Consider the following 12,630-nt stretch of genomic DNA (forward strand, 5'->3'; position numbering starts at 1 on the left):
AAAAATAAATTTAGTAGAATTTTTGCAAAGAGCCTATGCTTTTGCTAAAAAATTTTGGTAAGAAGATTGCACAGAAACCGTGCCATCTGACAGGATTTTTTCTAAATTTAGAAATTCAATTTGATTGATGGATGCAGGATCAAAGTCTTTCTGGACTCTCACATAGTTTTCTGTGAAGCCGAACATTTTCCCGTCTTTATTTTCGTGCTCCCAAAGAACAGGCAGCGTTTTTCCCAATTGGGTCTGATAAAATGCCATTTTCTTCTTTTCAGAAAGAATTCTCAGCATTTTATTACGTTTTTTTCTTTCTGCTACGGGAACTACTCCGTCCATAGCTGCAGCTTCCGTATTTTCTCTTTCAGAATAGGTAAATACGTGAAGGTAAGTGATAGGAAGTTCATTAAGGAAATTATAGGTTTCCATAAATCTTTCTTCTGTTTCTCCCGGGAATCCTACAATAACATCTACTCCGATAGCCGCATCAGGCATTACCTCGCGGATCTTGTTCACTCTGTCATTATACAGTTTGGTCAGGTAACGACGTTTCATCCTTTTCAAAAGATCATCGCTTCCGGATTGTAACGGGATGTGAAAATGCGGAACAAAGCTTTTGCTTTTAGAAACCAGTTCAATACTTTCATCTTTCAAAAGATTGGGTTCAATAGAAGAGATACGGATTCTTTCTATTCCTTCTACCTTATCCAGTTCTGAAATAAGATCAAGGAAAGTATGCTCGTGTTTTTTATTTCCAAATTCTCCTTTACCATAATCACCGATATTCACCCCTGTAAGAACAATTTCTTTGATATCTTTCGCAGCGATCTCCGTGGCATTTCTAAGAACATTTTCGATGGTATCAGAACGTGAAATTCCTCTTGCTAACGGAATGGTACAGTAGGTACATTTATAATCACAGCCGTCTTGTACTTTCAGGAAAGCTCTGGTTCTGTCCCCAATAGAATAACTTCCGATAAAGAAATCGGTTTCTTCAATTTCACATGAATGCACTACGCCTTCATTCTCAGATTTCTCCAAATCATCAAGGTAGCTCAGAATATTGAATTTTTCTTTTGCTCCTAAAACCAGGTCCACTCCTTCAATCTGTGAAATTTCTTCAGGTTTTAGCTGTGCATAGCATCCTACAATAACGACCAGTCCTTCCGGATTGGCTTTCATTGCTCTTTTCACGTGAAGTTTACATTCACGGTCAGCATTTTCTGTCACGGAACATGTATTGATAACATACACATTCGCTTTTTCATCAAAGCTTACCTTATCATAACCTGCATCTGTTAATTGACGGGCAATAGTAGATGTTTCTGCAAAGTTTAATTTGCAGCCCAGTGTATGAAACGCGGCAGTTCTGTGAAAAGTAGACATTTGTTACTCCTGAATTTTATGGGTGCAAAGATAGTAATTTTAATAAGAACTCAAGATTGATTCAATCTATTGTTTATATTCATCTCTTACTTCGGGGCTGTTTTGAAAGCAGACGGGCGACGAATTGGAAGCTGTATCCTGACCTGAAAATTTGGTTTTCATTTCTGTATTAAATTCCTGAGATCGGTTTCTGGCAATTGAAAGTGTACTCCAGTCTTCATTTTTTATCATTTTAGCAATATAAACAATCTGTCCGATGTGGTAAGGATAGTGAGCCAATTGACGAAGAACGGCATCAATAACAGGATGTGCTTCTCCTCTGATGTACGTTGTGGAATAGAGATTCTCCTCGTTTATTTTATCAAGAGCATCAAAAAAGCATTCCCAACCCTGTTCCCAAAAATCAAGAACCTGTTGTTTAGTAGTAAATGTATTGACAAATTCTCCGTCACGGTTACGCCAGGATTTCTCACCATCTTCGGTAAGGAAATTAGTCCATCGTGAAAGCATATTTCCTGCAAGATGTTTCACAATCACAGCAATAGAATTACTTTCTTCATTATACTGCCAGAACATCTGGTCATCTGTTAACTGTTCAAAGGTTTTATCACCAAGAGATTTATAGTATTCAAAACGTTTTACAAACAGGTCTTTCATTCTTTCTATTTTATTTCCTAATTTAATAATTTTTAAAACTAAAAACCACCTCAATTGAAGTGGTTTTTTCTATCTGTTTTATTATTATTCTCTGTTTTTCACCAGAACCCAGCCTGTATATTTAATGGCCGTATTCTTTTTATCATTTTCATTCCATGTGATAGAATACCAGTATGTCCCTGTAGGTACTCTTCTTCCACCCTGGGTTCCATCCCATTTGTAGCCGTTGGATCGGTCTGCCTGGAAAATTTTATTTCCATAACGATCGAAAACATTCATGATCAGATTTTGTTTGTTGGCAAGGGCTGAATAGTCGATCACATCATTTATTCCATCTGCATTAGGGGTTATCACATTAATCAAATTAGGTACAACGATTCCAATTTCTATCGGATCACAATCATAGGCATCTTTTACATATACTTTATGATCTCCTCTGGAAAGGTTATTGAAAACATTGGAATCCTGCCAGATGATATTATCTATTGAATATTTATAAGCCGGAGTTCCACCTATTACGGATACTGTGATTGTATTGTTCGAAATATCAATCCCGGAAACAACCGGCTGCTCGGAAGGAAGCACTTTTACCGTTTGTGTCGTCACACATTCTCCTGTTTTAAGTTTTACCCAATATACTCCTATTCCTGCTTTAATGCTTTGCGTAGTAGCTCCTGTACTCCACTCGTAGCTTTTAAATCCGGGTCCTGCATCCAGCGTAGTCTGGTCTTCTGCACAAATTGTCACATCTTTGAGCTTATCAGAATATACAGGCGGAATAACGATTAAAGTAACTTTAGCCACATTATAACAACCCTGAGCATTAGAAACTCTTATATACACAAAGCCATTAGGTGCAATGTAGTTATTGGGATTCAGGATTTCATTGGTCTGGTTAACAGCATCTGTCAATGAAGGATAATATTTTTTTGTCGGATTAGTTTGACCAGTTACTGAAGCATTGACAAGATTGAAAGAAGCGGTGGCTGGACTGGATTCGATGAAGCATGATCTCAAAGTCGTTTCATTTACGACTACAACGGGATAAAATTTCAACGTAATCTGTGCCACTGCAGTACAGCCAAATTCTGATATTACCTTTACGTAAATAACTCCTTCTGCAGAGACAAATGCCATTGGGTTGGTAATCTCATTGGTTCCGGCATTGAGATCCGCCATTGTAGGATAATATTTCTTAGTAACATTAGGGTTTGCAATAACATCTGCTGTGGTTAAATCAAATAAAGCTGTCCCTGCATTATTATTGTTACACTGGGTCAAAGTTGCGTTTGTTGCTGTGATAGAACCATTTTTAAATTTAAATGTTCCAACCTGCTTACATTTGTTGAGCGGATTAGATGCATTGGCCGGATCGGTATAATTGATACTGTAATAATAGACCGTTGTTGTATTGACTGTAATAGGAACTGTAATAGGGTTATTCCCCGTTAAGGCATCATTCTGGCTCAGATGATAACTTACCCCAAAGTTTTGATTTCCATTAAGAATTCCTGAGGATAATGTAGAAAAATCAAATAAAGCTGTTGCAGAACATATGACAACTTCTCTTGGGTCAGCAGGATTGGCAGCCGGAATTCCGGGAGGATTAAATGGCTGGGTCTGAATAGCCGGATCGGTAAATGGTGAAGCCAGTGTTGCAGTTCCTCCCCACGTTAAAGAAAACGGTGCTGTAGTGGAACTGGTACTGCTCACCCAGTTGTCAATAAACAAGTAATAGGTTTGCCCTGGTAAAACATCAAGATATCTGCAATAAGGAGTCAGAGAGCCTCCTGCAGCGCTTAAAAGTGTGCTTGTCATATTCAATCCTGTAGCAGGACCTGGTCCGATAACTGTTGCAGCATTACAACGGATTGGTGATCCTAAACTTCCACAGGTTACATTAGGACCAAAAATCGCCCAGTCATAATCGGCATCCGGATTATTCGGGACAAGGTCGAAGGTAAGTGTACCTCCTGTAGCGATTGTAATTTTATACCAGATTGAGTTGTGTTCTCCCGTAAAATCTATACAGCTTCCGGAATTGACCAGTTCCTTTATGTTACCATATCCGGTAGGACTATACGTGATATTTGAATTTCCGCAAACGGAAAGTGCAGTAGCACAGTCAGCCTGGGCATAGAAAGTATGAGAGAGACAAAGAAGTATGAAAAGTAAAAGTTTCCTCATAGATTTAATGTTTTTATGGTTATATCAGTTACACATTGCATTGATAATCAACGCACATCAAATATAACCTTATTTTAATTAAAAACAATAAAATCTAAACAATTTTACACTATTACAAATTAAAACATAGAATAATTTAAAATAATCCACATTATATCAAATTATACAGCAAATAATCAAATACACATCCTATTTATTTTATACTTGTAATATTTCCACAAAGATTTTCCAGGTGAAATATTTTATGGAAAGGACTTTTTACTTCTTTCAGATGTTCCTTATCCTGAATGAAGGTATATCTTGAGGCAATAGAATTCATATCGGAAACAATCACCAGCCAGCATTCATCTACTGACGTATCATAATAAGGGAATTTTTCGTTCTTCTTTTCAATAAGTTCCAGAATCTTTTCGGAGCACAGTTCATCAAACAGATTCATGCTGTACTCATGGGTTATGAATACATTTCTGCGATGGAAAGATTTTCTCAGACTTTTTACACAGCCTACAGCCTTATTTTTTTTAATGCTTTTATAAATACTGATAACGTTTTCCTGTTGTATTTCCAGATTATCAAATTTGGTTGCCGGGTGGAATTCTAAAAAATAAACACCACGATATTTCGTAGTGTCTTCCTGTTCTAATAATATTTCTGCCTGACGGAACATCTTGTTTAAAGTGCTTTCCACTTTTTTCATTTCCAGATGGTTGATTACTTCGGTCAGTTCTATTCCGATTTTTTTGTCGTTCAGTTTGGCGATAAAGTCCGGACTCTCGCAGGTAAGGTTTTCAAATTTCACTTCGGGAAAATGATGCATAAAAGAGTTGAGAAGAAGAATCTCGGATTTCTTTCTGTATTTTTCACGGTCGTGCAGCGGAGATTCGTCTATGGTACGGTGATACTTCTCTATGGGCTTTTTTTTCAAATGCCTGTTCAGGTAATATAAACTCAGATTCTTGATCAGATCTTCATCAGAAAATGTCTTTTTCATGTGTGATTTTTTTATTTAATTAAAGAACACATGCAGCCATTGGCTTTCATCATTAAAAGTTTTTGATAATCAAAAATTTACACTCTTAAAGATAAGCAAAAAAACAATTCAACACTTAGTTTTTAATTAATTTATCGATTAATTAATGTAAAGTTTATTTTCATAATTAATACCTTTGCCTTTTTAAACACAAACCCACATTTATGGATTTCAGGAATTTCAGAATACCTTACACGATTAATCCTCAATATTCAAAAAAAGCCGTTTATTTCTCAATGGAATTTGCTCTTGAGCAGGTACTTAAAATATATTCGGGAGGACTTGGCTTTCTGGCAGGCTCTCATATGAGAAGTGCCTATAACCTTAAGCAGGATCTTATTGGAATCGGTATCCTATGGAAATTTGGTTATTATGACCAGGCAAGAAACCACGATCAGACTTTACAACCTGTATGGACGAGAAAAATGTACAGTTTTCTTGAGGACACAGGAATAAAATTTCAAATCGAAATCCACAGTGCTCCGGTTTGGGTAAAAGTATGGTATCTTGATCCTGAAATCTTCAATACGGCACCCATGTTTTTCCTTTCTACAGATGTTCCGGAAAATGATCACGTTTCAAAAACAATCTGTCACAAGCTGTATGATGCGAATGAATCTACAAAACTTGCTCAATATATTTTATTGGGAAAAGGAGGAGCCAAGCTATTGGATGAAATGAACATTGAGAGAGAAGTTTACCATCTTAACGAAGCCCATGGGCTTCCGGCAGCTTTTTATCTCCTGAGAAAATATAACGGAGATCTGAATAAAGTTAAAGAAAAACTGGTTTTCACCACTCATACTCCTGAGGAAGCAGGTAATGAAAAGCACAGCTTCAGATTATGTTATGATATGTCCTATTTTTCGGGATACAGCATGGAAGAAGTGAAAAAGATTGAAGGATCTGATGATGACCGTTTCAATCATTCTCTTTGTGCATTGAGAATGGCAAGAATGGCCAATGGAGTTTCCCAGCTTCATGGGGTTGTTTCCAGAGCCATGTGGAATAAATATCCGGGAATCTGTGAAATCACATCTATCACCAATGCTCAGGAATTTAAATACTGGTCTGATAAACCTTTATACAATGCAAAAGATGAAAACGACGCAACTGTTTTTGATTTCCGTAAGAAATATCTGAAGAAAAAACTGTTCAGCATTGTTGCAGATCAGACAGGAAATTTATTTAACCCTAATGTCTTTACCATGGTCTGGGCAAGAAGATTTGCCGGCTACAAAAGAGCAGAACTTCTTCTCCATGACAAAGAAAGATTCTACAGACTTCTGAACAATCCAAAATATCCGGTACAGATTATCTGGGCAGGAAAACCTTACCCAATGGACTACTCTGCTATTTCTACATTCAATACCCTGGTAGAAGAAAGTAAAAATCATAAAAATATGGCTGTTCTTACGGGTTATGAGCTTTCTTTAAGCAAGTCTTTAAAACAGGGCTCTGATGTATGGCTTAATAACCCAAGGGTTCCAAGGGAAGCTTCAGGAACTTCCGGTATGACGGCTGCCATGAACGGATCTGTCAATTTATCTACAGATGACGGCTGGATCCCGGAATTTGCAAAACATGGAGACAACTCTTTCGTAGTTCCCAAAGCAGATTATCTGAATATGAGTATTTACGAACAGGATAATTATGATTTAAATAAGTTGTATGAAATTCTTGAAAATGAAATTCTTCCCACCTATTACGACCGCCCTGATGAATGGAGAAAAATCCAGCACAATGCAATGGATGATGTGAAAGATCATTTCAACAGTGACAGAATGGCGGATGAATACTACAGAATCCTCTATAATAATCAAAAATAGAATTAATGAGCAATGTCTTGAACACACCTGAATCCGGTATGTTCAAGACTTGTATCAGGACTGCTTTTCATACGTCTGGCCACCCTGTATCCACTGCAGTAACTATCATTGCATAAAAAGCTTCCTCCCCGAAGACTGCGTTTAACACTATACGGTTCCTGAGGGTCATAAGATCTGTCAGCGCCCTGAGGATTTAAAACCAGTCTGCCTTCCAGTTTTTTATAGTAATCATAATTGTATAAATCGCTGCACCATTCCCAAACGTTTCCAGCCATATCATACAATCCATATCCGTTGGCTTTAAATGATTGTACAGGGGCAAGGGTACCATAGCCGTCTTTCTTTTCATTGAGGTACGGAAACTTTCCTTCCCAGCTGTTTGCTTTAGGAATTCCTTCATTGATGGGTTCATTGCCCCACGGATAGATATTATTTTTTAATCCGCCCCGTGCTGCAAATTCCCATTCTGCTTCTGTGGGCAAACGTTTACCGGACCATTTACAATATGCCTGTGCATCATCCCAGCTTATATGTACTACGGGATAATTGTCTTTCCCTTCAATATTGCTTGCCGGCCCCTGGGGATGTTTCCAGCTCGCACCTTTTACCCATTTCCACCATTGGCTGAAATCATTCAGATTCACAGGCTTGGTTGTTGGTTTAAACACCAATGAAGCAGCTACCAACAAACTATCCGGAGGTTTTGGAGTACCCTTAGGAAGGTTTTTCTTTAATTCGTCCCAATCGGGTTTACGTTCTGCCGTTGTGATATAGCCTGTAGCATTTACAAATTTATTGAACTGTGCATTCGTCACTTCTGTTATATCCATATAAAACGGAGAAACCTTCACTCTATGTTTAGGGTATTCATCTGGATCAGCCTGACTATTATCGCCTCCCATATCAAACTCTCCTCCGGGGATTAGCACCATTGCTTCCAGAGAAGTTTTTCCATTAAAACTGATATGAGAAGAATCTGTTGTCCCTAATCTCTTCGGAATAGTCATGCAGGTATGCCCGGGTTTATTTCCCACAGGTTCTACGGCTTTATTTTTATTACAGGAACATACCAAACTTAATACTCCTGTACAAATTATCATTTTTATGGAAAACATCATCTTTATCTGAATATTTACAGTTTTTTATGATTTCGGTTTACTGTATCTCCATCCTTTTTTCAACTGAAGTGAAAGCTGATTGACTATTTTTTTAGAAGGAACTTCTTCAGCAATATTTATATTTTCGTCAGGATCATTTTTATGATCATAGAGCTCTCGGGCCAGATAAGCTCCGGGCTTTTCAGTCTCTTTATTCCATTCGAACCATTCTACATATCGATACCTGTCGGTACGGATGGCATATCCCATTCTTTCTACATTTTGTCCCCCTTTGGCTTTTACCCCGTATCTTCCCAATAAAAACTGACTGTAGGCTGCTGTTTTCCATTTACGGTCAGAATCCGAAAGCAGAGGTTTCATACTCGTTCCCTGAAGATAATCGGGAATTTTTATTCCGCTCATATCACATAAAGTAGGATAAATATCTACGAACTCTGTCAGAGCATTGCTGGATTTTCCTTTTGCTTTCACTCCTGCCCCACTGATAATAAGCGGTACTCTGGTATCAATCTCATAGTTGCTCTGTTTGCACCAGCTGTTATGCTCTCCCAGTTTCCAGCCATGATCTCCCCACAATACAATAATGGTATTTTCACTCAAACCTAATTCATCCAGAGCTTTTAACAATCTGCCTATCTGAGCATCTGTATAAGAGACAGAGGCATAGTAGGCATGGATAATTTCCTTTTGCTTTTCCAAATCATATGGCTTTTCCGATGGTAAAGGCAGGTCTGATCTGTCCGTATACCCTCTCAGTTCAGCATCACCATGTACGGCAAATTCCGGAGCATTTTCAGGTATGAATTGATTTTTCGCAAGAGGTATGTCGTTTCTGTTATACAAGTCCCAGTATTTTTTAGGAGCGTTAAATGGTAAATGCGGACGGTAATAACCTACTGAAAAAAAGAAAGGCTTATCTTTTCCTTTTAATTCTTTCAACTTTTGAATGGCCATGGTTGTTTGCGCTCCATCATAATAGGCATCATCATCAACGTCTGCCATTTCAACAGAATTAGCCTTTGTATAGATAAATCCATAAGCATCCGGTTTTCCTTTTCCTATTTTCTCAAGGGCAAGCTCCTTTTCTTTCTGAATCAGTTTGTTTTTCTCCAGCTGATATACTGCGTCCGGATCAAAAGGGTATCCATTTACATGAAGTTCTTCATTCCAGGACTTATCATCAGGTAAAGTATTATGAAAGGTTTTTCCGATTCCTACCGTATAATACCCGTTATTCTTGAATACCTGCGGAAGAGTGATTACATCCGGCAGGTTTTTCCTGAAATCTGTCTGAAGATCCCATACACGAACAGAATCTGGTCTCAAACCTGTAAGGAGGCTTGCCCGTGAGGGGTTGCATACAGCCTGCTGGCAATAGGCTCTATTAAAAACAACTCCTCTTGCTGCAAGTTTGTCCATATTAGGAGTTTTTATAACAGTGTTTCCATAGCAGCCCATTTCAGGTCTTAAATCATCAATAGGAATAAACAGGATATTGGGTCTTGTTTGCTTGATAGCGGATCTTACACTTTTTTTAGGTTTGGGATTATCCTTATTAAAGCTTACACCTCTCACCGCTATGCAATTACAAATCAATATAATGAATACTATTTTTAAAAAGTTGAAATTCTTCATGAGGTATAATTTTCTTTTATTGATAAGACTTATTTGTTATCAGCTTATTTCTCACTTCCTTCCATCCTTTTTTACGTTGTTCAGAAAGCTTGTCAAGGATGTCTTTATTTTCGGGATACACTGCAATATTGAAATTTTCTTTCGGATCTGAGGTAAGATTATAAAGTTCCCGTGCCACAAGTTCTCCCGGCTTTTGGGTTACTTTATCCCAGTAGTACCACTCTATCAGGTGATAATTTTTAGTCACCATTGAATATCCCATATAATTTTTTTTGTTAAGGTCTATCCCTTCTCCTGCCGGACGCAGAAACTGGCTGAATACGGCTCCTTTCCATTCCACGCTGTTTTCATTCAGAAGTTTTTTAAAGCTCGTTCCTTGCAGATAAGCAGGAGTTTCTATTCCTGCAAGATCACAAAGGGTTGGATAAAGATCTACCATCTCTACCAGTTCATTGCTCTTACTTCCCGGATTTTTCATTCCAGGTGCATATACAATAAGAGGAACCCGGGTATCATTTACATAATTAGTCTGCTTACCCCATGCATTATGTTCTCCTAATTTCCAGCCGTGGTCTCCCCATAAAACAATAATAGTATTATCTATTAATTTTTGTTTTTCAAGCTCATCTACGAGTCGTCCAATACAGGCATCAACATAGCTTACAGAAGCATAATACCCATGTTTCAGAATTCTGGCTTCTTTTTCCGGCATTCTGAAGTAGGCAGGATGTTTTACATATTCAAGATCATAACAAGCAGTCATCTCCCTTTGGTTATACATGGCCATGCTTGGTGCATTAAACGGAATAAAGCTGTTATCTGCCATTGGTATTTCCATAGGGTCATAAAGATCCCAGTACTTTTTGGGAGCTACAAAAGGTAAATGCGGCCTGAAATACCCCAGTGCCATGAAGAAGGGTTTCTTTTTATTTTTAATACGGTTGATGGTCTGAATAGCAAGTGATGTCTGAGCTCCGTCATACAGCGAATCATCAGGACAGTCTGCAACTTCTACAGAACGTCCGTATGCCCAGCCATTCCCATATTTTTTAGGATCTTTGGCTAATCTTTCCAATCTTTTGGCAGCAAGCTCAGCTTTAAGTTCACCACTGAAATAAAAAGATTCGGGATCTCTGTCTCTCATATTTTTAACGGCATATCCTTCAGGGCGAAGATCCGGCTCGCGGAAAGAGATAGAATCAGGCATGTGATTATGAAAAATCTTTCCGATGGATACTGTATGATAATTGAATTTTTCGAACTGCTGTGGAATCGTTACCACATCAGGATGTATTTTACGAAATTCTTCTCCCAGCACCCACACTTTGGTGGAATCCGGCCGCAAACCTGTTAAAGCACTGGCTCTGGAAGGAGCACAAACAGCTACCTGGCAATATGCGTTTGTAAAAGTTGTACCTCTTCTTGCCAGCTTATCAATATTGGGTGTTTTAATGATGGAATTACCATAAATCCCCAGTTCCGGCCTCAGGTCATCAACGACAATAAAAATTACATTGGGTTTGGACTTTTTTTGTGCTTGTCCTGCAATTATTGTAAATGATAAAATCAATAGAAGAATATAAACTGATTTTAAAGTTGAAACTCTGAACATATCAATTAGTTTTAAAAACCAGCCTTGTAAGAATGTGAGTTGCACCGTAATAGTAAAGAAAAAATCCCCAAGGCTGTTATTGATTAAATATTGAAAAAAGAAAAACTTTAACATCCACAAAACATTAAGAATTCTTTTTCATCATTTGTGTTTTGTATTGAAATAAGATATAATGAGTTATGGATGTGATGCGAATTTGCAACAAAAAAGAATAAACTCTTGCAAAGTAAACTACATCACATATACATCAATAACACAAGATTCACATTTACAGCGTTTTATAAATCACAAAATGATCAAAACATAGAAAAAATTATAGTTTAGGAAAACAAATCAGCTGATTTTCCATGTACTCCATTTATCTCACTTCATCTCGAAATTTCGAATTAGATAAAAAAAAACCGGAAAGTTGAGCTTTCCGGATGATGAATTACATATTTTTCTTTTTTGATGGTACTTTCATACCTTTTTCCCGCGCTTCAGAAATACCGATGGCTACGGCTTGTTTTCTGCTTGTCACTTTCTTTCCGGAAGAAGACTTTAATTTTCCTTCCTTGAATTCGTGCATTACCTTTCCTACTTTGTCCTGAGCTTTTTCTGAATATTTAGTCTTGCTCATGATCAGATTTTTTTTTAAGATTTTGGCAGGGATACCCCTAATTCATAAACACAGGCATGTTTCAAATATTTTGAACGCTCTCTCGATGTTACCGATTCAAAATGATCGTTTTTGATCACAATAATCGGGTCTTCCGCATTTTCAATCTCAAAATTGGCTAAATATCTTTCATCCGGTGGAGATTGTTGCAGTTTTGCTTTTATTTTCTGCAGCTCATCTGCATATTTTCTAAATCCCGGATCTGAGGAATGGATAAATTTATACTCATCGCCTGCATACACATAGTAATGAATTTTTTTCTCTATCAACCCCGCCTCATCAGTAATTTCGGGATTATCATTTCCGTCTCTAAAAACTACTTCCACTAATGTTCCTCCTTTTTTATGAGCACATTCTTCAGCGTCTTTAAAACTGGAAAAACCTGTATAAACAATCTGATCGTTTAATACATAACGGTTCAGTTTCTGGTTGTATGCATTCGTTTCCATAATTATTATTTGATTTGATTATAAGGTATGATATTCAATTTTTTTGCCAAAAAGCTTATTTGAAAAGCTTTTTTA

General features: G+C 37.5%; 10 protein-coding genes. 1 reads left to right on the forward strand and 9 read right to left on the reverse strand.

All coding sequences use genetic code 11. The features are described 5' to 3' along the window. Positions 1 to 33: 33 nt before the first annotated feature. The 4 genes from mtaB to ACLI50_RS17365 all read right to left on the reverse strand — a co-directional run bounded on the left by mtaB (position 34) and on the right by ACLI50_RS17365 (position 5,215). Positions 34 to 1,380 (reverse strand): tRNA (N(6)-L-threonylcarbamoyladenosine(37)-C(2))-methylthiotransferase MtaB, encoded by a 1,347-nt coding sequence (gene mtaB, locus ACLI50_RS17350; RefSeq protein WP_202843462.1) that lies wholly within the window; start codon positions 1,378 to 1,380, stop codon positions 34 to 36. A gap of 66 nt (positions 1,381 to 1,446) precedes the next feature. Then, a complete protein-coding gene (locus ACLI50_RS17355) occupies positions 1,447 to 2,037 on the reverse strand; it encodes a DUF1572 family protein (RefSeq protein ID WP_411414304.1) in 591 nt (196 codons plus the stop codon). Between the two features lie 84 nt (positions 2,038 to 2,121). Beyond that, complete coding sequence (locus tag ACLI50_RS17360; RefSeq protein WP_411414305.1) at positions 2,122 to 4,224, reverse strand: T9SS type B sorting domain-containing protein; 2,103 nt, start codon at positions 4,222 to 4,224, stop codon at positions 2,122 to 2,124. Positions 4,225 to 4,417: 193 nt separating this feature from the next. Continuing rightward, positions 4,418 to 5,215, reverse strand: coding sequence for a hypothetical protein (locus ACLI50_RS17365; RefSeq protein ID WP_202843467.1), 798 nt, complete (start codon positions 5,213 to 5,215; stop codon positions 4,418 to 4,420). Positions 5,216 to 5,418: 203 nt separating this feature from the next. Between ACLI50_RS17365 and glgP the strand changes: the two genes are divergently transcribed. Beyond that, complete coding sequence (gene glgP, locus ACLI50_RS17370; RefSeq protein WP_202843469.1) at positions 5,419 to 7,083, forward strand: alpha-glucan family phosphorylase; 1,665 nt, start codon at positions 5,419 to 5,421, stop codon at positions 7,081 to 7,083. A gap of 2 nt (positions 7,084 to 7,085) precedes the next feature. On the opposite strand, the gene ACLI50_RS17375 is transcribed toward glgP, so the two are convergent. The 5 genes from ACLI50_RS17375 to ACLI50_RS17395 all read right to left on the reverse strand — a co-directional run bounded on the left by ACLI50_RS17375 (position 7,086) and on the right by ACLI50_RS17395 (position 12,555). After that, positions 7,086 to 8,183 (reverse strand): formylglycine-generating enzyme family protein, encoded by a 1,098-nt coding sequence (locus ACLI50_RS17375; RefSeq protein WP_238349700.1) that lies wholly within the window; start codon positions 8,181 to 8,183, stop codon positions 7,086 to 7,088. Between the two features lie 42 nt (positions 8,184 to 8,225). Then, the gene (locus ACLI50_RS17380; protein ID WP_411414306.1) at positions 8,226 to 9,836 is read right to left on the reverse strand and encodes a sulfatase; all 1,611 of its coding nucleotides are present in this window, start codon (positions 9,834 to 9,836) and stop codon (positions 8,226 to 8,228) included. A gap of 16 nt (positions 9,837 to 9,852) precedes the next feature. Further along, positions 9,853 to 11,448, reverse strand: a complete 1,596-nt coding sequence (locus ACLI50_RS17385) for a sulfatase (RefSeq protein WP_395972542.1) — start codon at positions 11,446 to 11,448, stop codon at positions 9,853 to 9,855. A 430-nt stretch (positions 11,449 to 11,878) separates the two neighbouring features. Further along, positions 11,879 to 12,067 (reverse strand): DUF6496 domain-containing protein, encoded by a 189-nt coding sequence (locus tag ACLI50_RS17390; RefSeq protein WP_202843477.1) that lies wholly within the window; start codon positions 12,065 to 12,067, stop codon positions 11,879 to 11,881. Positions 12,068 to 12,081: 14 nt separating this feature from the next. After that, complete coding sequence (locus ACLI50_RS17395; RefSeq protein WP_062675487.1) at positions 12,082 to 12,555, reverse strand: hypothetical protein; 474 nt, start codon at positions 12,553 to 12,555, stop codon at positions 12,082 to 12,084. Between the last annotated feature and the right edge of the window lie 75 nt (positions 12,556 to 12,630).

It is taken from the genome of Chryseobacterium cupriresistens (assembly GCF_046614675.1).
Classification (GTDB): Bacteria; Bacteroidota; Bacteroidia; order Flavobacteriales; family Weeksellaceae; genus Chryseobacterium; species Chryseobacterium cupriresistens.

Coding starts and splice junctions, on each gene's coding strand:
- ACLI50_RS17355 (WP_411414304.1), bottom strand. CDS start 2,037: ATGAAAGACCTGTTTGTAAAACGTTTTGAATACTATAAATCTCTTGGT.
- glgP (WP_202843469.1), top strand. CDS start 5,419: ATGGATTTCAGGAATTTCAGAATACCTTACACGATTAATCCTCAATAT.
- ACLI50_RS17375 (WP_238349700.1), bottom strand. CDS start 8,183: ATGATAATTTGTACAGGAGTATTAAGTTTGGTATGTTCCTGTAATAAA.
- ACLI50_RS17360 (WP_411414305.1), bottom strand. CDS start 4,224: ATGAGGAAACTTTTACTTTTCATACTTCTTTGTCTCTCTCATACTTTC.
- ACLI50_RS17380 (WP_411414306.1), bottom strand. CDS start 9,836: ATGAAGAATTTCAACTTTTTAAAAATAGTATTCATTATATTGATTTGT.
- ACLI50_RS17395 (WP_062675487.1), bottom strand. CDS start 12,555: ATGGAAACGAATGCATACAACCAGAAACTGAACCGTTATGTATTAAAC.
- ACLI50_RS17385 (WP_395972542.1), bottom strand. CDS start 11,448: ATGTTCAGAGTTTCAACTTTAAAATCAGTTTATATTCTTCTATTGATT.
- mtaB (WP_202843462.1), bottom strand. CDS start 1,380: ATGTCTACTTTTCACAGAACTGCCGCGTTTCATACACTGGGCTGCAAA.
- ACLI50_RS17365 (WP_202843467.1), bottom strand. CDS start 5,215: ATGAAAAAGACATTTTCTGATGAAGATCTGATCAAGAATCTGAGTTTA.
- ACLI50_RS17390 (WP_202843477.1), bottom strand. CDS start 12,067: ATGAGCAAGACTAAATATTCAGAAAAAGCTCAGGACAAAGTAGGAAAG.